General features: G+C 44.7%; 18 protein-coding genes and 4 tRNA genes. 1 reads left to right on the forward strand and 21 read right to left on the reverse strand.

Annotated features, from left to right (window positions below):
- Nucleotides 1-3: 3 nt before the first annotated feature.
- The 18 genes from yycF to ACXAD1_RS24260 all read right to left on the reverse strand — a co-directional run bounded on the left by yycF (nucleotide 4) and on the right by ACXAD1_RS24260 (nucleotide 16,864).
- Nucleotides 4-714 carry a response regulator YycF gene (yycF, locus tag ACXAD1_RS24175; protein ID WP_206840993.1) on the reverse strand — a complete coding sequence of 237 codons (711 nt, stop codon included), beginning with the start codon at nucleotides 712-714 and terminating at the stop codon, nucleotides 4-6.
- 333 nt (nucleotides 715-1,047) lie between these two features.
- Nucleotides 1,048-2,526, reverse strand: coding sequence for a peptidoglycan DD-metalloendopeptidase family protein (locus tag ACXAD1_RS24180; RefSeq protein ID WP_474911239.1), 1,479 nt, complete (start codon nucleotides 2,524-2,526; stop codon nucleotides 1,048-1,050).
- Nucleotides 2,527-2,905: 379 nt separating this feature from the next.
- Nucleotides 2,906-2,978 (reverse strand) — tRNA-Phe (locus ACXAD1_RS24185).
- Between the two features lie 152 nt (nucleotides 2,979-3,130).
- Nucleotides 3,131-3,207: transfer RNA gene (locus ACXAD1_RS24190), tRNA-Asp, on the reverse strand.
- A 61-nt stretch (nucleotides 3,208-3,268) separates the two neighbouring features.
- Nucleotides 3,269-3,340: transfer RNA gene (locus ACXAD1_RS24195), tRNA-Glu, on the reverse strand.
- A 12-nt stretch (nucleotides 3,341-3,352) separates the two neighbouring features.
- Nucleotides 3,353-3,428: transfer RNA gene (locus tag ACXAD1_RS24200), tRNA-Lys, on the reverse strand.
- A gap of 812 nt (nucleotides 3,429-4,240) precedes the next feature.
- On the reverse strand, nucleotides 4,241-5,533 hold the full coding sequence (locus ACXAD1_RS24205) for an adenylosuccinate synthase (protein ID WP_206840996.1): 1,293 nt from the start codon (nucleotides 5,531-5,533) through the stop codon (nucleotides 4,241-4,243).
- A 240-nt stretch (nucleotides 5,534-5,773) separates the two neighbouring features.
- A complete protein-coding gene (gene dnaB, locus ACXAD1_RS24210) occupies nucleotides 5,774-7,138 on the reverse strand; it encodes a replicative DNA helicase (RefSeq protein WP_206840999.1) in 1,365 nt (454 codons plus the stop codon).
- A 238-nt stretch (nucleotides 7,139-7,376) separates the two neighbouring features.
- Nucleotides 7,377-7,823, reverse strand: coding sequence for a 50S ribosomal protein L9 (rplI, locus tag ACXAD1_RS24215; RefSeq protein ID WP_206841001.1), 447 nt, complete (start codon nucleotides 7,821-7,823; stop codon nucleotides 7,377-7,379).
- Entirely contained in the window at nucleotides 7,820-9,793 is a 1,974-nt protein-coding gene (locus ACXAD1_RS24220) for a DHH family phosphoesterase (RefSeq protein ID WP_206841003.1), read from the reverse strand. Before ACXAD1_RS24220 ends, rplI begins: the two co-directional genes overlap by 4 nt.
- A 31-nt stretch (nucleotides 9,794-9,824) precedes the next feature.
- Nucleotides 9,825-10,760, reverse strand: coding sequence for a YybS family protein (locus ACXAD1_RS24225; protein WP_206841005.1), 936 nt, complete (start codon nucleotides 10,758-10,760; stop codon nucleotides 9,825-9,827).
- Nucleotides 10,761-10,997: 237 nt separating this feature from the next.
- Nucleotides 10,998-11,237 carry a 30S ribosomal protein S18 gene (gene rpsR, locus ACXAD1_RS24230; RefSeq protein WP_009332461.1) on the reverse strand — a complete coding sequence of 80 codons (240 nt, stop codon included), beginning with the start codon at nucleotides 11,235-11,237 and terminating at the stop codon, nucleotides 10,998-11,000.
- A 57-nt stretch (nucleotides 11,238-11,294) separates the two neighbouring features.
- A complete protein-coding gene (ssb, locus tag ACXAD1_RS24235; protein WP_206841007.1) occupies nucleotides 11,295-11,804 on the reverse strand; it encodes a single-stranded DNA-binding protein in 510 nt (169 codons plus the stop codon).
- A gap of 37 nt (nucleotides 11,805-11,841) precedes the next feature.
- Entirely contained in the window at nucleotides 11,842-12,129 is a 288-nt protein-coding gene (gene rpsF / locus ACXAD1_RS24240) for a 30S ribosomal protein S6 (RefSeq protein WP_009332474.1), read from the reverse strand.
- 352 nt (nucleotides 12,130-12,481) lie between these two features.
- On the reverse strand, nucleotides 12,482-13,582 hold the full coding sequence (gene ychF, locus ACXAD1_RS24245; RefSeq protein ID WP_221877179.1) for a redox-regulated ATPase YchF: 1,101 nt from the start codon (nucleotides 13,580-13,582) through the stop codon (nucleotides 12,482-12,484).
- Nucleotides 13,583-13,742: 160 nt separating this feature from the next.
- On the reverse strand, nucleotides 13,743-15,746 hold the full coding sequence (locus ACXAD1_RS24250; protein WP_474911240.1) for a molybdopterin-dependent oxidoreductase: 2,004 nt from the start codon (nucleotides 15,744-15,746) through the stop codon (nucleotides 13,743-13,745).
- A 27-nt stretch (nucleotides 15,747-15,773) separates the two neighbouring features.
- Nucleotides 15,774-15,971 carry a DUF951 domain-containing protein gene (locus ACXAD1_RS24255; protein ID WP_061793278.1) on the reverse strand — a complete coding sequence of 66 codons (198 nt, stop codon included), beginning with the start codon at nucleotides 15,969-15,971 and terminating at the stop codon, nucleotides 15,774-15,776.
- Nucleotides 15,972-15,973: 2 nt separating this feature from the next.
- Nucleotides 15,974-16,864: a mechanosensitive ion channel family protein gene (locus tag ACXAD1_RS24260; RefSeq protein WP_474911241.1), complete on the reverse strand. Its 891-nt coding sequence runs from the start codon at nucleotides 16,862-16,864 to the stop codon at nucleotides 15,974-15,976.
- 569 nt (nucleotides 16,865-17,433) lie between these two features.
- On the opposite strand from ACXAD1_RS24260, the gene yyaC reads away from it, so the two are divergent.
- A complete protein-coding gene (gene yyaC, locus ACXAD1_RS24265; protein WP_206841016.1) occupies nucleotides 17,434-18,063 on the forward strand; it encodes a spore protease YyaC in 630 nt (209 codons plus the stop codon).
- A gap of 328 nt (nucleotides 18,064-18,391) precedes the next feature.
- On the opposite strand, the gene ACXAD1_RS24270 is transcribed toward yyaC, so the two are convergent.
- The 3 genes from ACXAD1_RS24270 to ACXAD1_RS24280 form a co-directional block, all read right to left on the reverse strand.
- Nucleotides 18,392-19,105 carry a DUF554 domain-containing protein gene (locus ACXAD1_RS24270; RefSeq protein WP_474911242.1) on the reverse strand — a complete coding sequence of 238 codons (714 nt, stop codon included), beginning with the start codon at nucleotides 19,103-19,105 and terminating at the stop codon, nucleotides 18,392-18,394.
- Between the two features lie 120 nt (nucleotides 19,106-19,225).
- Nucleotides 19,226-20,071 carry a ParB/RepB/Spo0J family partition protein gene (locus tag ACXAD1_RS24275; protein WP_206841020.1) on the reverse strand — a complete coding sequence of 282 codons (846 nt, stop codon included), beginning with the start codon at nucleotides 20,069-20,071 and terminating at the stop codon, nucleotides 19,226-19,228.
- On the reverse strand, nucleotides 20,064-20,825 hold the full coding sequence (locus ACXAD1_RS24280) for a ParA family protein (RefSeq protein ID WP_206841021.1): 762 nt from the start codon (nucleotides 20,823-20,825) through the stop codon (nucleotides 20,064-20,066). The genes ACXAD1_RS24275 and ACXAD1_RS24280 overlap by 8 nt, the downstream gene beginning before the upstream one ends.
- Between the last annotated feature and the right edge of the window lie 206 nt (nucleotides 20,826-21,031).

Below are 21,031 nucleotides of genomic sequence, written 5' to 3' on the forward strand. Positions count from 1 at the left end.
CTTTTACTCCTGTTCAGGATTCCGCAAGTAATAACCGACTCCTCTTCTTGTCACGATCCATGTCGGGTGGCTTGGATTATCCTCAATTTTCTCCCGCAGTCTCCTTACGGTTACGTCAACTGTTCGGACATCACCATAATAATCATAGCCCCATACGGTCTGTAGGAGATGCTCCCTCGTCATGACTTGTCCAATATGTTTGGCTAAATAGTGAAGAAGCTCAAATTCACGGTGAGTTAATTCAATCGTCTCACCGCGCTTGGAAACCACATAGGCATCCGGGTGAATAGTCAGGGAACCAACTTCAATTTCGTTGGATTCATCCTCTTCTTCCGTCTTGGAAGCAATTTGCTGATGGCGCCTCATATTAGCCTTCACACGGGCAATCAATTCTCTCGTGCTGAACGGCTTTGTAACGTAGTCATCTGCACCCAGCTCAAGTCCCAAAACTTTATCAATTTCAGAATCCTTTGCTGTCAGCATAATGATTGGCATATCGTATTTCTTGCGCACTTCGCGGCATACCTCAATGCCGTCCCTCTGCGGAAGCATGATATCAAGCAGAATCAGGTCCGGCTTGATTTCTTCTACTTTATCGAGTGCGTCATTGCCATCATAGGCACACACCACTTCATAGCCTTCTTTTTTCAAATTAAACTGCAGTATATCTGCAATTGGTTTCTCATCGTCTACAACCAGAATTTTTTTATCCATACCTATCTCCTTTTTCTTGCTCATTTATTTATTTTTGGAGCAGTAGAAGTCAGTTTCATACATATGTTATCTACTTTACTTTACCATTTTAACAGTGGGAATTCACCTATTAAGAAAAGCGGAAGCGCCTTGCCCACCCCCGACAAGCACAAGACGAGCCTCCCGGAAAGGCGTTCTTTGCCTTTTGGGGAGGATGGGCTTGTGACCTCGAGGGGGTAGGCGCTGGAGCTAGACAGTTAGCAAAGGCCTGTAAAACTTTTGTGTGTATTTTATCTTATTCTTAACTACAAAAGCCTCTAGCATGAAAGCTAGAGACTTTTTAGCAGAAATTATTTATTTATTTATATATTTAAGCGGATCTTGCATTTTTCCGTTTTTGTATACTTCAAAATGCAGGTGGACACCGGTTGAATCTCCAGTAGATCCCATTACACCGATCTTTGAGCCTTTTGAGACGGTTTGGCCAACGCTGACACTGATGGAGTCGAGATGGGCATAAACTGTGCGATAGCCATTATTATGGTCGATGACGATTTTGTTGCCATAGCCGCCATCCCTGCCTGCAGAGACAACTGTTCCATTGTCAGCTGCTTTGATCGTCCGGTCGCTAGGCCTTGCAATGTCAATTCCCTTATGCATTTTCCCCCAGCGGTAGCCCATTTTACTTGAGATATAGCCGCCGACTGCAGGATAAGCAAAGGTGCCTTCACCGCGGGATGGAATGACCTTGGTTCCCTTGATCACAATTTGTTTCACAGGCTCTTCAAGAACCTTTTCTTCTTTTACTTCTTTTTTGACCGTTTGGCCGTTTTCTTCAGAAATCAGATAGGTTGCAGCTCGAACGCCTTCCTGGCCTTCTTGCTTTATTTTCGTTTCGCCTTTAGGCATGCTGCTGTCTTCGATGACTTCTTGTTCGTAGTCAATTTTTTCCTTCTTGAAAACTTCCTTATCTGCTATCACTTTTACATACGGTTTGTAGACAGTCACATTTAATTCCTGCCCAGCTTTGATAAGGGAATCTTCCTTGAGTCCGCTGTTCAGCTCAATCAGCTGCTTCATATCGAGGTTATGGGCACTGGCGATATTGCTTAGTGCGTCACCTTCTTTAACCTCATATTTCTTTTCCTCAAGGGTTCCCTTTTGCAAAAGCTTCACGGCCTCATCTGCACTGATAATCTGAGCCGGTTTCACGGATGTTTCAGAGATGGATACATCTTCCGTAAAACGGACATCTAAAAGACGTGTTTCATTTTCCTTCAGCTGAGGTAAAGGCGTATTAGCAGACGCCTTTCTTTCCTCGAGAGTCTTTATATCTTTATCTGATACATAAGAACTCTTGATTTTCTGAAGCGCCGCTTTGGCCTGCTCGTCATTTTCAACATATGCCACCTCTTTGCCGCCAATCACTAATGCAGCCGCTTCGGCATGAACTTCCATCTTTTCTTTTAAGCCATTGACCGCTTCTAATTCATTCACTTCTGAACTGGACTCAAAAACCTGTTCAGGAATGAATGATAGCTCAGTTGCCAGCGCCAGCTTCATTCCCTTGTGGGAACCTTCTGCCTCACTGATCTTTTTATCCGCAATATCCTCAATGACTTTCTTATCTGACACCGTTCCGATATATTCATCACCCATATAGACATAATAAACCGTTACAAGCTTATCATCATTAGCGGAAGCGGAAACGCCGCCTGCAAATGTTAAAGCAGCTGCTGCAAAACCAGCCGCAATCGTTCTATTTATGGTTTTATTAAAGCTCTTCACTGTTGATTCTGATGCTGAGGTTACTTTCTTCACCCATTTGAACATGGTTACATCCCCCTAGACTACGGTAACAAAAGACACTTTCATTTAGTGCTATGTAACTACGAATTTGTCAACCTGTTTTTTTCACAATATTTACTTTACCATACAGCAAAGCAAATAGATTACCAGACTCGGGAATGTAACAAAAATGTATAATAGCTGACATTTTATGACTATTAATGGTAAATTTTCTAAAGGAATAAAGAGGTTTTTTATCGAAGAAAAAGTAGGAAATTATCCCTATTTATAGGGGTTTATTAGAGGTACGAAAGAAGATGAATTAGGGGAGTGCTACATTACACCGGCCATGTAGCCGGAACCTGCCTTTATTACATGAATATAACAAAAAAGAGCATGATTGGTTACATACTCCTTTTTGGGATGGCTCAGGACGGAATCGAACCGCCGACACAAGGATTTTCAGTCCTTTGCTCTACCGACTGAGCTACTGAGCCTTATTAAGTTATTTTGCCTAAAAAATGTTTGGCTTCGTCCTTCGTCCCGATTTATCAATCGGTACGCTGAAGTGTTTCAAGGTAGCTTATTCGGTCGTGCTCTATCGACTGAGCTACTGAGCCTTAATTCATTTTGAGACTGAATATGTAAATGGCGGTCCGGACGGGACTCGAACCCGCGACCTCCTGCGTGACAGGCAGGCATTCTAACCAACTGAACTACCGGACCAAATAATAACCGCCAGCAAGTAAGCTGGGCTTGCCAGCCGTTTGCTGACGGTTATTCGCCATGACCCCTACGGGATTCGAACCCGTGTTACCGCCGTGAAAGGGCGGTGTCTTAACCGCTTGACCAAGGGGCCAAAAAATATAAATGGTGAGCCATGAAGGACTCGAACCTTCGACCCTCTGATTAAAAGTCAGATGCTCTACCGACTGAGCTAATGGCTCATACTTTGAATGTTTCCTAAAGCCTGATACTGCTAAGTCAGATGTTCCAAAGCCCTGCGTGCTTTGTCACAGATTGCTATTCGGGTGAAGAAATTCACTGATGCTGCAATCTGCTCTACCGACTGAGCTAATGGCTCATACTAGTACTGTGTGTGTTTCCAAGGTTGCCACCTTGGCGACGCTTTTTATAATATCATAGAGTTTTATAAAAGCGCAATAACTTTTTATAAAAATATTATTTTAGCGGAATTCTGCGGCAAGGTAGTGCCTGATCTTTAGACTGGAGTCCCCGTTTTAGGGATTGCTTGCCCCTTGATTTATGGATTCTATTCCCCATTTTTGATGCTTTATTCCTCAATTTTGCAGTTCTTTTCCCCAATTTGAACAAACTATAACTGATTCGGACTCATTCCCCTGATTTTCTCCTCTTCCTGTCCGAATGAACACCTGAATTCCGACTCATTCCACCGATTTTCTCCTCTTCCTCTCCGAATGAGTACCTGATTCGGACTCATTCCCCTGATTTTCTCCTCTTCCTGTCCGAATGAACGCCTGATTCGGACTCATTCCTCTGATTTTCTCCTCTTTCTGTCCGAATGAACGCCTGATTCGGACTCATTTCTCTGATTTTCTCCTCTTTCTGTCCGAATGAACGCCTGATTCGGACTCATTCCCCTGATTTTCTCCTCTTCCTGTCCGAATGGGCGCCTGTTTCGGACCCGGCACCTTCAATTTCAGCTTCTCCTGTTCGCATACACAAGCCCACACAAAAAAAAGCCCTAATTCGCATTAGGGCTTTCTACAATCAAGTATTAGTTCTGTCTCCATGGGCTGCGGACTACGTTTGTCTGTGTGCGGTCCGGACCGACTGAGAAGATTGATAATGGAATTCCTGTCAGCTGTGAAACACGCTCCAGATAGTGGCGGGCATTCGCAGGAAGCTCATCCAGTGATTTGCAGCCTGTGATGTCTTCTGTCCAGCCTGGAAGCTCTTCGTATACCGGCTCACAATCAGCCAGTACTTTTAAGCTTGCAGGGAATTCTTCGATTACTTCTCCATTATAACGGTATGCTACACAGATTTTTAATGTCTCAATTCCAGTCAGTACATCGATGGAGTTAAGAGAAAGGTCTGTAATACCGCTGACACGGCGGGCATGGCGGACAACCACGCTGTCGAACCAGCCGACACGGCGGGCACGGCCAGTGGTTGTTCCGTACTCACGGCCTACTTCACGGATCTGATTTCCGATTTCATTATCAAGCTCAGTTGGGAATGGACCGTCACCTACACGAGTCGTATAGGCCTTGGATACACCCACAACATGCTTGATTTTTGTAGGGCCGACACCAGAACCGATTGTTACGCCGCCAGCCACAGGGTTAGAGGATGTAACGAATGGGTAGGTACCCTGGTCGATATCAAGCATAACTCCTTGTGCACCTTCAAAAAGCACACGGCGGCCTTCATCCAATGCGTCGTTAAGCACAACAGAAGTATCGCAGACATAATGCTTGATCTGCTGGCCGTATTCGTAGTATTCATCTAGGATTTCTTCGATTGTAAATCCTTCTGTTTCATAGAAGCGCTCAAGCAGGCGGTTCTTTTCTTCAAGGTTGCGCGCAAGCTTTTCCTCAAACACTTCACGGTCAAGAAGGTCCGCGATGCGGATTCCGTTGCGGGCTGCTTTATCCATGTAAGCAGGGCCGATGCCTTTTTTCGTTGTACCGATCTTGTTTGCGCCTTTGCGCTCCTCTTCCACTTCATCAAGCTTCAGGTGATATGGAAGGATGACATGTGCGCGGTTTGAGATGCGCAGGTTGTCTGTTGTAACTCCCTTATCATGAAGATAAGCCAATTCCTTTACAAGCGCTTTTGGATCGACAACCATTCCGTTTCCGATCGTACAAATTTTATCGCTATAGAATATTCCAGATGGAATTAAATGAAGCTTATATGTTTCACCGTTGAATTTGATGGTATGACCTGCATTGTTTCCGCCTTGGTAGCGTGCAATAACCTCTGCATTTTCAGAAAGGAAGTCTGTAATTTTTCCTTTCCCTTCATCTCCCCACTGTGTTCCAACTACTACTACTGATGACATAAAAAAAGCACCTCCGGGAATCCCATGGTTTAGTATTTTCTATAAAATCATTTTTAATTAAGTAACTTATTTCAACCACTTTAGTTTATCAAGGTGATGTGTGATAGTCAATCAAACACGAACATTTTTAATAAAAATATAAAAATATGTTCGTAAAACCATGAAAATATGAAAATAAGAAAAGCAGAAGCGCCTGAAGCCAGACAATAAAAAAGAGGACATGCAAAATGCAGGCCCTCTTTATGCACCAGGCGGCGCAAATGAATCATCAAATCGTTTCTCTAAGTTTACGAATTTATTATACTCTTTTACAAAAGCCAGCTGAACGGTTCCAACCGGGCCGTTACGCTGCTTGGCGATAATGATTTCGATGATGTTTTTATCTTCGGATTCTTTGTCATAGTAGTCATCACGGTATAGGAATGCCACGATATCGGCATCCTGCTCGATACTTCCCGATTCACGGATATCAGACATCATCGGGCGCTTATCCTGCCGCTGTTCCACACCACGTGAAAGCTGGGACAGTGCGATAACAGGGACCTGAAGTTCACGGGCCAATTGCTTAAGGGAACGTGAGATTTCAGAAACCTCCTGCTGGCGGTTTTCGCCCGAACGGCCGCTTCCCAGGATTAATTGCAGGTAGTCGATCAGAATCATGCCAAGCCCATGCTCCTGCTTTAACCGGCGGCACTTAGAGCGAATATCTGTTATTCTGACACCAGGAGTATCATCAATAAAAATCCCTGCATTTGATAGGCTTCCCATTGCCATGGTCAGCTTTCCCCAGTCCTCATCTGTCAGGGAGCCGGTACGAAGCCTTTGAGCATCTATATTTCCTTCTGCACAAAGAATACGCATGACAAGCTGTTCGGCACCCATCTCAAGACTGAAGATCGCAACGTTTTCCCCGGTTTTTGTTGCCACATTTTGCGCGATATTCAGGGCGAAGGCTGTTTTACCTACGGAAGGGCGGGCACCGACAATGATGAGGTCATTTCGCTGGAAGCCGGCAGTCATGCGGTCCAGCTCGGCAAAACCAGTCGCAATCCCAGTAATATCTCCTTTACGGTTATGCATTTCCTCGATATTATCGTAGGTCCGGACCAGAACATCCTTAATATTATGAAAGGCACCGGCGTTTTTGCGCTGTGCGACCTCCATGATATTTTTCTCAGCCTCTCCCAGCAGAACTTCTACTTCATCCTCACGTGTATAGCCATCCTGGGCAATGCCCGTCGCCGTCCGGATCAGCCTGCGAAGCAATGACTTTTCTTCAACGATCTTTGCATAGTACTCGATATTCGCTGCTGTTGGAACAGAACCGGCCAGTTCACTTAAATAGCTAACCCCTCCGGTATCCTCCAGCAGTTTTGACGCACTGAGCTCTTCTGTAACGGTCACTAAGTCGACCGCTTTTCCCTGGTCGCTCAGCTTCAGCATCACATTGAAAATCTTCTGGTGTGCCGCACGGTAGAAGTCTTCTGGTATCAAGATCTCTGATGCTTGTGTAAGAGAGGAGGGTTCAAGAAAGATTGCCCCAAGCACTGCCTGTTCCGCTTCAATATTTTGAGGCGGGAGCCGATCCGCAAATAAATCACTCATCTGTTCAAACCTCCTAATAAGAAATGCGCAAGCGCCTGTCAGAACAAGCCAAATCGTTTGTTCATGCGCTTAAAAAGCATAAAGTAACACTATATCTATATAAAAATCTCTAAATTTCCCTTTAAAAAATGTGACCAGCCGAAACTGATCACATTTTTAATCAACCCTTTTATTTTAACATGTTTATCGGCAAAAGCCACTTCCAATATTAGTTTATCGCATTCATTGAAGTTTCATTTTATGCTTCTTTTACATGTACGTTTAATGTTGCCGTTACTTCAGTATGAAGCTTGACTGGAACCTTAGTGTACCCGAGCGTGCGGATCGCGTCTTCCATTTCGATTTTACGCTTGTCGATTTTAATGCTGTGCTTCTTTTGAAGCTCTTCTGCAATTTGCTTGCTGGTAATGGAGCCGAAAAGGCGGCCGCCTTCACCTGATTTCGCATTAAATTCAACTGTCAGCTTTTCAAGTGTTTCTTTCAGTTTTTTTGCATCAGCAAGCTCTTCAGCAGCAAGCTTTTCTTCTTTCTTCTTTTGAGCATTCAGGCTGCTGATACTCGATTGGTTTGCTTCGACAGCAAGCCCTTGCTTGATTAAAAAGTTATGTGCATAGCCATCTGCTACATTTTTCACTTCACCTTTTTTGCCTTTGCCTTTAACGTCTTTTAAAAAGATTACTTTCATTCTTTTTTTCTCCCTTCAAAGTATTCATCTATAGCCTCTTTTAAACGGACCTCAACATCATCAAGTGTTGCATCGTGAAGCTGTGTGGCAGCGTTAGTTAAGTGTCCGCCGCCTTCAAGGTTTTCCATGATCACCTGGACATTGATATCCCCGAGGGAACGTGCGCTGACCCCTATCATGTTTTCAGAGCGGTTTGAAATGACAAATGAAGCAACCACACCATCCATCGTCAGCAGGGTATCCGCTGTCTGGGCAATCAGCACCTGGTCAAATATTTGATCTGGCTGTCCCTTTGCAATCGCAATACCTTCTCTGTAGAATTGAACGGTTTCAATCAGCTTAGCCCGCTTGATGTAGGTATCTACATCCTCTTTTAAGAACTTTTGGACGAGCACGGTATCTGCACCCTGTCCGCGCAGATAGGAAGCCGCATCAAACGTCCTGGACCCTGTCCGCAGTGAAAAACTCTTCGTATCTACAATAATCCCGGCAAGCAGGGCTGTTGCTTCCAGCATTTCGATTCGGCCGTTTTTCGGCTGATACTCCAGAAGCTCTGTTACCAGTTCTGCTGTGGAAGAGGCGTATGGCTCCATATAAACCAGAAGAGGATTATGGATGAATTCTTCAGCGCGGCGGTGATGGTCGATGACGACAACATGTTCAATTTTATGAAGCAGCTTTTCCTCAATCACCATGGATGGCTTGTGGGTGTCAACGACCACAAGCAGGGTATCGTCTGTTGCAATTTCCATCGCCTGTTCAGGAGTGATGAATTTAGAAAAGAGCTCTTCGTTCCTTTCAATTTCCTTCATCATTCTTCTGACGCCTGTATCCAGTTCATTGAAATTTACAACTACATAGCCTTCACGCTGATTCAGGCGCGCCACTTTCTGAATGCCGATCGCAGCTCCAATCGCATCCATATCCGGGCTTTTATGGCCCATGATAATCACTTTATCGCTTTCGGATATCAATTCCTTCAGTGCATGGGAAATCACACGTGCACGGACCCGTGTTCTTTTTTCAACAGGATTGGTTTTTCCCCCGAAGAATTTAACCTTTCCGTTCGTCTGTTTGATGGCCACCTGGTCTCCGCCGCGGCCTAATGCCAGATCTAAGCTGGACTGAGCCAGTGAACCGAGCTCAGGAAGAGAAGAAACCCCTGTTCCGACGCCTACGCTTAATGTTAATGGAACGTTTTGCTTTGAGGTGGTTTCCCGGACATCATCGAGAATCGTGAACTTGCCTTTTTCCAGAAGCTGCAGTATATGTTCATTAAATACAGCGATAAACCGCTCAGAGGATACCCGCTTCAAGAATACCCCATTGTCCTGTGCCCATTTATTCAATATCTGGGTCACCAGGCTATTGAGGCTGCTTTTTGTCTGGTCATCCATCCCCTGAGTCAGTTCATCATAATTATCAAGGAAAATAATAGCGATAACCGTCCGTTCTTCCTGATACATTTTTTCAATTTCTGTCTGTTCCGTGACATCAAAAAAGTATAATAGGCGCTCTTCCGGTTTATGAATCACCCGGAATTTGCGGTCGTGAAGGGTAATGATTTCAGTTTCCACTTCCTGTTTGATCAGTGGAACAAGCGAATCCGCGACATCATAAAGCGATCTTCCGACTAGCGTATCTTCATCGAAGCAGGATGCTAAAAAGGGATTGGTCCATTCAATGTAATAATCATCATTAATGAGCATGATCCCGATCGGCATTTCCATCAGAGCTTCTTCGCCGACCTTTTTCACCCTGTAGGAAAGGGTCGAGATATATTCTTCCGTCTCCTTTCGATGCTTCTGAATCAGCTGAAAAAGATAGTAGAAAGGAAGGACGGCCAGAAGCAGCCCAATAAGAGCAAATAGCCAATTGTAGTACGCCAATATACCAAGAAGCACCACTGTTATGCCCATCAATCCAAAAATCGGATAGCGTATGGACCGCTTTTCTAAATACGAAGGCATGTTTTCAGCTCCTAAACAGTAGTGTTGTTTATCACTTTTTTCCTAATCTTTGCCTTAAATCGAATCCTAAGTCAATTATACCTAATATCCTCACAATATAAAGGAGAAATGGCATAAGAAATGTAAATACGGCTGCAAGGACCGGCACAGCTTTCGGCCACCCCTTTAAATGACTGAAAAAGAAAATCAGGGACAGTCCTTGAATGACCATGAAAATCTGCAGAATGAAAGCAATATTTACAAGCGCCATAAACCAGTAGCTGCCTTCTGACGGATTAAAAAGAAAAGAAGCTATAATGGTAATGAGATAGTACCATAATATGCTTTTCGGCAGGCTCATTTCCCTGAATGGCTTCCAGCCTTCAACTTTAATACCGAATCTTTTGACAATCGGAAAGGAGACAAGCTGGATGACAAAAACGGAAATGACCGATGTCATGACAAATAAACTTGGCGTCAGCGTCTCAATCATTTTCAGGCCTTCAGTAAATTGCTCGACTGCTTTATCCGCATTCTGGCCAAAGCCTTCAAGCACTCCTTCTGAAATTTGGATGGACTCCTCCATCATATTGATGCCTTCTTGAATAATATTCACATTAAAAAGAGCAACTGCCGCCGCATACAGGATCAGCAGCGCTGCAAGGAATACCAGGGTGCCCGCAATAAAGGAAGACAGCCGTCCTTTGTTTTCACTTATAAAAATGCCGATTACTGTCCCGGTCAGTCCAAATGTCAGCACAAGCGGCAGCGCCATAAACGAACCGATAATCAGAGAAAGCAGGATGCCTCCAGTCAGAAATACGATCGCATACATCCGGTTATTTTTTGCCGCAAACATAATAAACGGAAGAGCCAGGAAGAAAACCGAAACGGTACCGAGAAACGGCACGTAGAGCGAAATCAGAAGAAGCACGGCAAAAACAGCCAGAAGCACTGCACCCTCTGTTAATTTATGTACATTATTCATTGATACACCCCTCAAACTGTGTATCCAAAAAGGGGGAAAGCATTTTCCCTGCTTTTTGAACCAATCCAAATAAGACAACTCATAAGGTCTATTGTAGCTAGTATTAAATGCAGGTTCAACCTTCGCGATTTTGGAAGAGGGAATGCCGGCTTTTTCATCAAGCTTTTAACACAATCCCGTATTAAAGAAGAAGGCATAATAAAAAAGACGCCGGATACCAGCGTCTTTTCATATTAATTATTCACCTGAAACGTATGGCAGTAATGCCATTTGGCGCGCACGCTTAATAGCAATCGTTAATTTACGTTGGTATTTAGCGTTAGTGCCAGTTACACGACGTGGTAAAATCTTACCGCGCTCAGAGATGAATTTTTTAAGAAGATCCACATCTTTGTAGTCGATGTGAGTGATTCCGTTTGCAGTGAAAAAGCAAACCTTACGACGTTTAGCACGTCCTCCTCTGCGTCCTCCAGCCATGGTCAGTTACCTCCTTTAGCTTTATGATTATATATTTCCGTTCATAATCAGGCACTATTAGAATGGCAGGTCGTCATCGGAAATGTCGATTTGGCCGTCATTTGCGAATGGGTCCTGATCCACGCGAGTATAGCCGCCCTGATTACGATTATCCTGGCGTTGATTCTGATTGCTGTTATTTCCAAATGGGAAATCCTGATCTCTTGGACCGCCGTAGTTCGGGTTGCCGCCCTGGCCGCCAGAATTATTCTTCGGCTCAAGGAATTGCACACTCTCAGCCTGGACTTCTGTCACGTAAACACGCTTTCCATCCTGGCCTTCATAGCTGCGGGACTGAATCCGGCCATCTACACCTGCAAGACTTCCTTTTTTAAGGAAGTTCGCTACGTTTTCAGCTGGCTTTCTCCATACCACACAGTTGATAAAGTCTGCCTCCCGCTCACCTTGCTGATTCGTAAAAGTACGATTCACGGCAAGAGTGAATGAAGCGACAGGAACTCCGTTCGGGGTATACCGCAAATCAGGATCCTTTGTCAAACGTCCGACAAGAACAACACGGTTCATCATCAGAATCAACTCCTCTCGGTAAAAATGGCTTTATCTATTATTTTTCGTCTTTAACAACGATGTAACGGATGATGTCTTCGCTGATTTTAGCTAAACGAGTGAACTCGTCAACTGCTTTTGCTTCAGCATTAACGTTCATTAGCTGGTAGTAGCCGTCGCGGAAATCATTGATTTCGTATGCAAGGCGACGCTTACCCCAATCCTTTGATTCAGAAACCTCCGCACCATTGTCAGTTAAGATTGTGTTGAAACGCTCAACTAGGGCTTTTTTAGCCTCATCTTCAATGTTTGGGCGGATGATGTACATAACTTCGTACTTTCTCATCACTTTCACCTCCTTTTGGTCTAACGGCCCTTCAAAAGGGCAAGGAGCAATATATTCATTACTCACAAGTTGAAATTATAGCACATTAATTATGCAAAAGCAATAACACTGGAGTTAATTGCTAGATGGAAGTTTATTTGAGAGAGGATTTCTTTTCGAACTTTAATTTTGAAAATCGATTTCGCTGCAGCAGAGATGACCGACTGCTTTATCGGTCAGATTTCATGTTTATCGGACACTTTCCGCATGATATCGGTCAAATCCCCTGGGTTATCGGTCACTTCGCTTTAAATCAACATCATACTGTGGGCATAGAAAAATAAGAACCCCTAATATAGAGGTTCTCAGCAAATTAAACGTTAAAGCGGAAGTGCATGACATCTCCGTCTTTAACAATATATTCTTTTCCTTCGAGGCGGACTTTTCCTGCTTCTTTGGCAGCTGTCATGTTGCCTGCAGCAACAAGGTCGTCATAGGAAACCGTTTCTGCACGGATGAAGCCTTTTTCAAAGTCTGAGTGAATAACTCCCGCACACTGTGGAGCCTTCATGCCTTTGCGGAATGTCCAGGCGCGGACTTCCTGTACGCCGGCAGTGAAGTATGTTGCCAATCCAAGCAGGTTGTAGGCTGCTCTAATCAGCTGATCAAGGCCGGATTCTTCGATTCCAAGCTCCTGAAGAAACATTTCTTTCTCTTCCCCATCAAGCTCAGCAATTTCAGATTCAATTTTTGCACAGATTACAATGACTTCCGCATTATCCTTTGCAGCAAATTCTTTAACCTGCTGTACATATTCGTTTGATGAAGGATCTGCTACATCATCTTCGCTTACGTTCGCAACGTAAAGAACAGGTTTAATTGTCAGCAGATGTAGACCTTTTACAAGCTTCATCTGTTCCTCAGTAAACTCAACCGTACGCGCCGGTTTGTCTGCTTCAAACGCTTCTTTTAATTTTTCCAGAATTTCCAGCTCAAACACAGAATCTTTATCCTTCTGCTTTGCCAGCTTGCTCACGCGGCCAATTCGCTTTTCAACCGATTCAAGATCAGCCAGAATCAATTCCAAATTGATGACTTCTATATCATCGATTGGATCCACTTTCCCTGCAACGTGTGTAATATTGTCATCCGCAAAACAGCGGACAACCTGGCAGATAGCATCTACTTCACGAATATGGGACAGGAATTTATTCCCAAGACCTTCCCCCTTGCTCGCACCCTTTACGATGCCGGCAATATCCGTAAATTCGAAAGCCGTTGGCACAGTCTTTTTCGGCTGAACCAATTCAGTTAATTTATTCAGACGGTGGTCAGGCACTTCAACAATTCCCACATTCGGATCAATTGTACAGAACGGATAGTTCGCAGACTCCGCTCCTGCCTGGGTAATTGCATTAAACAACGTAGACTTTCCGACATTCGGCAAACCTACAATACCAGCTGTTAAAGCCATCCAAGTCACTCCTCAACATTATTTCATCTATTAAAAATACGATTGTTTCTCATTTAAACAAGCCTCTAACAATTATAGATAGTTGCCGGAGAAATGTAAAGAAAAGGTGACAGGCACCCATACCACTTTGCCTGACTGGTATAGGTGCCTGTCACCGCTATTAAACCTTCGCTATATTCACAAGGCAGTCATACAATGTGCTTCCAAGGCCATTGTCCGATTCGAGGCTGGAAGTAAGATTATTAACGGGACCGCCGAATTTTGCCCAGATGCCTTCATCAATATTGATGGTATCCGGATGGGCTTTTTTCATAATATGGACAAAGCCTTTCATTTCCCCGCGGTCATTCCACACTTTGACATAATCGTTTTCCTGCAGGCCAAGCTTCTCAGCAATATTGTCGGCAATTTCCACCTTTGCCTTTGGCTCTGGCTTCAAAAGGGGATAATGCTGCGAATGATTGGAGCGAAGCGGATGAATCGTCAGCAATGTAAAAGGAAACTGCTTGGCACGCTCTTTGTCCGTCCATTTTGTTTCCCGGGGAAGAGCGAGTGTCAGCCTGCTTTCGGAACCCTTTCGGAACGCCGCAGCAGAGGTGAATTCATACTTGCCGCTTGGCGTTTTAAACTGCCGGTCTGCCCAGGGCACCGTATTAACCGGGAGCTCCTTATGGTAAGAATTCCTTAAGCTATCCAACGTGATCCCATACTCTTTAAGCGAACCGAGGCCCATGCTGATAAACTCTTCTCTTGTAAAATCGAAATCGGCTCCGAATCCGAGACGCTTAGAAAGCTCAGTCCAAACCCATAAATCAGTCTTCGCTTCGCCAGGCGGTTCAACCAGCTTAGGACCATGATTGACAAAGTGATGGTACATGGAAGAATAATAGACATCTTCCTGTTCAAAGACTGTGGCAACCGGAAGCACATAATCTGCCATTTTGGCCGTATCTGTCATAAACTGCTCTAACACAATGACTGTCTCAACAGATGCAAAAGCCTCGCGTACCCTTGATGAGTCAGGGACCTGTGTTAAAGGGTTTCCGCACGTGACGAAGATCATGTTAATCTCAGGATCTTTTGCTGTTAAAATTCCCTCTGCCTGCCGCATCATAGTAAATTGCCTGAAAGCCGTTTTCCGTTCAGGGAGGGTGAGGGCTGCCCCATCAAAGCTTTGCCCAACCTGCCTGTTGGCATAGTTTGCGCCTCCGCCCGGAATGCCGATATTTCCGCTCACGGCAATTAAAGCATCCATCAGCCGGATCGTGTTCCCGCCGTTTTCATAGCGCTGCATGCCAAGTCCAAAGAAAGTGGAAACAGGGCGGTCCCCATACAAAATCGCAAGCTCAGTCATTACCTCTTGAGGCACTTCCGTTTTCTCTGCCGCTTCCTCAAGCGTTATACTGCTCAGCAGTTCATTCAGATCTTCAAAACCAATAGAATATTTATCTATGAAACTTCTATCTTCTAAGCCCAGACGGAGCATTTCCTTCATGATGCCGGCCGCAAGCCAGCCATCCATCCCCGGCTTAATGGAAAAATAGCGGTCCGCCATTTTGGCCGTCGCATTAAAAATCGGATCAATTACATACAGCTTGGCACCTTGTTTCTTTGCCTCCTGCAGCTTTTGATACAGGTGCATATTGGTGCGCGCGACATTTCTGCCCCAGACAACAATATGTCTGCTGTTTAAAATATCTTCAGGCCCGTGGCTATACGCATCTCCGAAATCCCAGCTCTGGGCCTCAATGCCGGCTCCCCAGCAGATGGATCCCGTCAGCTCAGTCACTCCGCCATAGCAGTTAAAAAAGCGCTGATCCAGGTTCGTCAGCAAACCTCCATTGGCATAGTCATGGCTGTGCAGGACCGAAGTGGTGCCAGCCGTTTCTTTTATCTCTTTCATTTTCAGGGAAATATCGTGCAAAGCCTGCTCCCATGAAATTTGCACAAATTCTCCATCCACTTTCTTCAGCGGATGAAGGAGGCGTTCCGGAGAATTGGTCCTGCTTTCAAGCATTCTGCCGCGGCCGCAAATTTTCCCCTTTGTTATTGGATGGTTCTGATCGCCATCTACCTTTGTCACCTTACCTTCTTCAACTGTTACATGAAAGCCGCAGCTGTCCCAGCAGTTTAGGGGACAGGCTGACTTGAACGTTTGTGCCACGAACCTCATCTCCCTGCAGTTTGTCTCTTATTCCTCATGCTTAACAAGAATTTTCTTCATTTTGCGGGCGAATTCCCTTCTTGGGATCATTACGCTGTGTCCGCAGCCTTCGCACTTAATGCGGATATCTGCTCCCATCCGGATGATTTTCCACTTGTTAACCCCGCATGGGTGTGGCTTTTTCATTTCCACCACATCATGTAAATCAAATTCTTTTTGCTCCATGTTTATCCCTCCGCATTCAGTTTTGGGTTATCCTGTTCATTCCGTGTGTACATCACAAGTCGCGGGAACGGAATTTCAATGCCATGCTCATCTAAACAAAGCTTAATTTCCTTCCGCAGCTGGCGCGCAATATAAAAGTGCCTCATTGGCAGTGTTTCTGAAACTACACGCAGCATCACATCAGCTGCCGCCATATTTTGGATGCCCAGAATTTCCGGCGGCTTAACCATATCCTCATATTTTTCCGGGAGCTTTTCGAATAATTCCTGAAGGACCTGTTCAACCTTTACAATATCGCCTTCATACGCAATGCTGACATCCACAAAAGCCACACTATTATTTAATGAAAAATTGGTCACCTGCATAATGCTTCCGTTCGGAAGGATATGAACTTCACCTGTCCAGTTTTTTATCTTTGTCGTCCTCAATCCGATTTCTTCTACCGTTCCTTCAAATTGATCAATCCGGATATAATCCCCAACCGAAAACTGATCTTCAAAAATGATAAAAAATCCGGTGATAATGTCCTTTACAAGACTTTGTGCCCCAAACCCAACAGCCAATCCTACGATTCCGGCACCGGCCAAAAGAGCTTTTACATCAATTGTCAGCACCGATAATATCATGATCGCCGCAACGAAAAACGCCACGTATGTGAGCATATTCTCCAGCAGCTTCAGAAGGGTGGCTTCCCTGCGCTCTGAGATTCGGAGCCTTGACGGCGTCCTAACTTTAAAAATATTACGGATGGCCAGCTTGCCGATCCTGATCAGAATGCTCGTCACGATCAGAATCGCTATAACTTTAAAGATGCCTTCCCCAATGGTTATCCACGTTTCTTCATTCGAAATCTTATCTATCATACCGTTTGTCATTTTTTCAATAGGACTCATGGTTTCACCTGCTTTAAATTAGTGAAAATATAGAAAAGCGGAAAGCGCCCGCTTAATAAAGGCACGCAGACTAAAAACGCCACGTCCTCCCAAAAGCTGTCACTTTCGGTCGTGCGATGTTTAGGCTGACGAAGCCTTACTTGTCCTGTGGGCCTCAAGCATTAGGCGAGCCGGCTGAAAGGTTGTTCTTTAACCTTTTGGACGGATTGAAAGAAATGTTGAGGTGACTGCCCAGGAACGGCTTATGACCTCGAGTCCCCAGGATCCGAAACTAGACAAGCTTAGACCCGAGAGCCGATGGCGCCTGGAACTAGACAGTAATCACGTTCAAAATTTCAAGCCTTTAACTTGTATGAAATTATACTGCATCTTGCCCCTCAGTGCGAATCCCTTTGTAAAACAAAATTATTTTATCAATTTTTCTCATGGCTTAACAGTTAAAAACCCGATTGTTTAACGATTAAATAATACAGGTATGTATAGATTACACAAAAATTCCGTATACTGTTAAAAACGTATAAATACTTGTTTTTCGGGCATGGCAAGGAATAAAGAGGGAGTGGACCTATATGAACTTCAAACCGAACTTGTTTGACAAAAAAGGCGGGGCTTCTGCCAGAATCTCGCATGAAGAAACAAACTCTGCTGAAAAATTGGCTGCTGAACTGAAGAATATTCTGCCTGCGGGCATCAGCTGCCGTCCCATCGTTTTTGTCTGCATTGGCACAGACCGCTCTACAGGCGATTCATTAGGTCCGCTGGTCGGCACACTCCTCGAGGAAAAATCCATTTCATCTTTCCATGTATACGGAACACTGGAGGACCCAATCCATGCCGTAAACCTGGAAGAAAAACTGAATGAAATTAAAAAGAAACATTTTAATCCCTTTATCATCGGGATCGACGCCTGCCTGGGCCGCTTAAAAAGCGTCGGAGTCATTCAAATCGGAGAAGGCCCTGTCAAGCCTGGCGCCGGAGTTAATAAAGACCTGCCGGAAGTAGGAGACATGCACATAACCGGCATCGTCAACGTCAGCGGATTTATGGAATTCTTCGTCCTCCAGAACACAAGGCTCAACCTCGTCCTGAAAATGGCCAAAACCATCGCAGGCGGCATCTATGAAGCAAGCCTGACCCACCAGACAGCGCCAGCATGGCCTGCATTCAAGTGGGAACTGAACCGTGAACAAACACCTTAATGAATAGGAAGCCGCAGGGGAAATCGGCCTGCGGCTTTTTTGGTTAGCTGGGGGAGGGGAGGGGATTGCTCTGTTGGCACATCTTTTTGCGCTGATTTGGTTAGTTTATGCGCTATCTGATGATACTTTTGCGCGCTCACCCGATTTATGCGCCGTTCTCACATCTTTTCGCGCTGTTATTCCTATTTTATGCGCTGCTGCAGCCGGCTTTTGCGTCAATTCCATTAGTTTATGCGCTGCACCCAGAGGTTTTGACAGGCGCCGCAAGCACAATAAATTCCGGTGCACATGCTTCACACCACCGCACTAACAATTAAATCCCCATCACCTAAAAATAAATCCCATAAAAATAAACAACCGACACAATAATCCCCGTAACCACAATTCCAGGAAGCAGGTTCGCAACTCTGATCTTTGTAATTCCTGTCAGATTCAGACCAATCGCAAAGATCATGATTCCGCCTGTCGCGGTCATTTCCTTAATAAAGCTGTCCATAAGAAGCTGGGGGACAAACCGGTCGATCTGGGTGGCAAAAAGGGCAATGAGTCCTTCATAGAGCATAACCGGAAAAGCTGAAAAAAGTACACCAATCCCTAATGTAGTCGTCAAGATGAGGGAGGTGAAGCCGTCAATAATCGATTTGGTATAAAGAACCGAGTGATTGCCGCGGATGCCGCTGTCGAGCGCGCCGATAATGGCCATAGCGCCAATGACAAAGATAAGCGTAGCCGTTACGAAGCCCTGGGAAATGCTTCCCTGGCCTTTTGAGCCGATTTTTCTTTCGAGCCAATCGCCAAGTTGGTTCAGCTTATCTTCGAGAGCTAAGGATTCCCCAATAACCGCCCCGAAAACAAGGCTTAAAATCACAACCAGGAAATTCTCGCTCTTCAAGCCCATTTGCAGGCCGAGCACCATGACAGCCAGGCCGATCGCATGCATCACCGTGCCCTTCATGCTTTCAGGAATGCGATGGAGCAATTTCCCAAGCAGTGTTCCAATAATAATCAATAATCCATTCACAAGCGTACCTAGCAAAAACATATTCTTCACCTTATTATTTCGCAATGCGAATTATTTTCTATTAAAATTACCACGAAAGGTACTGACCTACAATCTTTTTTTATGGAATCCTGTAAAAAAATAAACCATCATTAAGATGGCTTACGAATTGGTTTCTAAAAGTTCCATAATGCGTTCCAAATCTTCTTTTGAGAAAAATTCAATCTCTATTTTCCCCTTGTTTTTGGACTGTTTAATATGGACGGTGGTTCCGAATCTTTCTCTGAGAGAGGATTCGCGTTCCTTAATAAAAATATCTTTTGGTGCATTTTGCTTTTTCGTTTCACGTGAAACATCATTCAGCTGCTGAATCAGCTGTTCAAGCTGACGGACATTTAAGCCGTCTTTAACTGTTTTTTCAACGAGCGCCTGCAGCTTCTCTTTTTTTCGCAGACCCAATAGTGCTCTGCCATGGCCCATGGAGATTTTGCCTTCCGAGATCAGCCCTTGGATTTTTGGAGGAAGGGACAGGAGCCTGATATGGTTCGCAATATGCGGCCTGCTTTTTCCAAGGCGCTTGGCCAGCTCCTCTTGTGTCACCTTAAGCTTCTCCATTAACAGCTGGTATGCAGCCGCTTCTTCAATGGGAGTTAAGTCTTCACGCTGCAGATTTTCAAGAACAGCGAGCTCCATCATCTGCTGTTCGGTTAATTCCCGAACGACTACAGGAACTCTCTCAAGATTCGCTTCTTTTGCTGCCCGGTAGCGGCGCTCCCCGACTACAATCTCATAGCCCTTGATGCTTTTGCGGACGATTATCGGCTGCAGAATTCCGTGTTCAAGGATGGACTGCTTCAATTCCTCGATGGCTTCCTTTTCAAACACTTTGCGCGGCTGATAAGGGTTGGGACGGATGTCCTTTATTTTGACTTCCTGCACAGTTTCTTCTTTTTCGGTTTCAATATTATTGAAAAAAGCATTCAGACCTTTTCCTAAACCTTTAGCCATTTGAAACCACTTCCTTTGCCAGTTCTAAATATACTTCAGCTCCGCGTGACTTCGGATCATAAGTAATGATAGGTTCTCCATGGCTCGGAGCTTCTCCCAGCCGTACATTGCGGGGAATGATTGTTTTATATACTTTATCCTGAAAATATTTTTTCACTTCTTCAATGACCTGAATGCCAAGATTTGTACGGGCATCAAGCATCGTCAGCAGAACGCCTTCAATTTTCAAATCATGATTCAGATGCTTCTGCACAAGGCGGACCGTATTCAGAAGCTGACTCAGACCCTCAAGCGCATAGTACTCACATTGCACTGGTATGATGACGGCATCTGAAGCAGTCAGCGAGTTAATGGTCAGTAATCCAAGGGAAGGAGGACAGTCAATAATAACATAATCAAAATTTGCCTTCACTTCTTCCAGAGCCCTCTTTAATCTTACTTCCCGTGAGATGGTCGGCACCAGTTCAATTTCTGCGCCTGCCAGCTGAATGGTTGCCGGGATAGCGTATAAATTCTCTACAGAAGTTGGCTTTATAACCTTTGATGCTTCCACATCATCAACGAGAACGTCATAGATGCAATGATCGACATCTGCTTTTTCAATGCCGATTCCGCTTGTTGCGTTACCCTGCGGATCAATGTCGACCAGCAGCACTTTCTTCCCTATGTATGCCAGGCATGCGCCAAGATTGACAGAAGTGGTCGTTTTGCCGACTCCGCCTTTCTGGTTCGCAACGGCTAAAATCTTGCCCACGGTGTCACCTGCTTTCATCTATCAGTATTACAATCTATTTATCTGCAAATTTATTAGAATCGTTAAATCACGTAGTCTATTTTATCATGAAAAACAGGGCAGAATATTTTTTTTGTAAAAAATAAGAAGATTCTAATAGTCTTTTTATCGTTCCTTCAAAAAAACGCGAAAAACAAAACAGGGAATGCCCCCGCTTTATCTTTCGC

The organism is Cytobacillus sp. ABV4_503 (assembly GCF_056158445.1).

Excerpts from the sequence above, each read along its gene's own strand:
- ACXAD1_RS24275 (WP_206841020.1), bottom strand. The coding sequence starts at position 20,071 with ATGGCTAAAGGTTTAGGAAAAGGTCTGAATGCTTTTTTCAATAATATT.
- yycF (WP_206840993.1), bottom strand. The coding sequence starts at position 714 with ATGGATAAAAAAATTCTGGTTGTAGACGATGAGAAACCAATTGCAGAT.
- ACXAD1_RS24220 (WP_206841003.1), bottom strand. The coding sequence starts at position 9,793 with ATGCCTTCGTATTTAGAAAAGCGGTCCATACGCTATCCGATTTTTGGA.
- ACXAD1_RS24225 (WP_206841005.1), bottom strand. The coding sequence starts at position 10,760 with ATGAATAATGTACATAAATTAACAGAGGGTGCAGTGCTTCTGGCTGTT.
- ACXAD1_RS24180 (WP_474911239.1), bottom strand. The coding sequence starts at position 2,526 with ATGTTCAAATGGGTGAAGAAAGTAACCTCAGCATCAGAATCAACAGTG.
- ssb (WP_206841007.1), bottom strand. The coding sequence starts at position 11,804 with ATGATGAACCGTGTTGTTCTTGTCGGACGTTTGACAAAGGATCCTGAT.
- ACXAD1_RS24255 (WP_061793278.1), bottom strand. The coding sequence starts at position 15,971 with ATGGAGCAAAAAGAATTTGATTTACATGATGTGGTGGAAATGAAAAAG.
- ACXAD1_RS24260 (WP_474911241.1), bottom strand. The coding sequence starts at position 16,864 with ATGAGTCCTATTGAAAAAATGACAAACGGTATGATAGATAAGATTTCG.
- ychF (WP_221877179.1), bottom strand. The coding sequence starts at position 13,582 with ATGGCTTTAACAGCTGGTATTGTAGGTTTGCCGAATGTCGGAAAGTCT.
- dnaB (WP_206840999.1), bottom strand. The coding sequence starts at position 7,138 with ATGAGTGATTTATTTGCGGATCGGCTCCCGCCTCAAAATATTGAAGCG.
- ACXAD1_RS24270 (WP_474911242.1), bottom strand. The coding sequence starts at position 19,105 with ATGTTTTTGCTAGGTACGCTTGTGAATGGATTATTGATTATTATTGGA.
- rpsF (WP_009332474.1), bottom strand. The coding sequence starts at position 12,129 with ATGAGAAAGTACGAAGTTATGTACATCATCCGCCCAAACATTGAAGAT.
- rplI (WP_206841001.1), bottom strand. The coding sequence starts at position 7,823 with ATGAAAGTAATCTTTTTAAAAGACGTTAAAGGCAAAGGCAAAAAAGGT.
- rpsR (WP_009332461.1), bottom strand. The coding sequence starts at position 11,237 with ATGGCTGGAGGACGCAGAGGAGGACGTGCTAAACGTCGTAAGGTTTGC.
- yyaC (WP_206841016.1), top strand. The coding sequence starts at position 17,434 with ATGAACTTCAAACCGAACTTGTTTGACAAAAAAGGCGGGGCTTCTGCC.
- ACXAD1_RS24205 (WP_206840996.1), bottom strand. The coding sequence starts at position 5,533 with ATGTCATCAGTAGTAGTAGTTGGAACACAGTGGGGAGATGAAGGGAAA.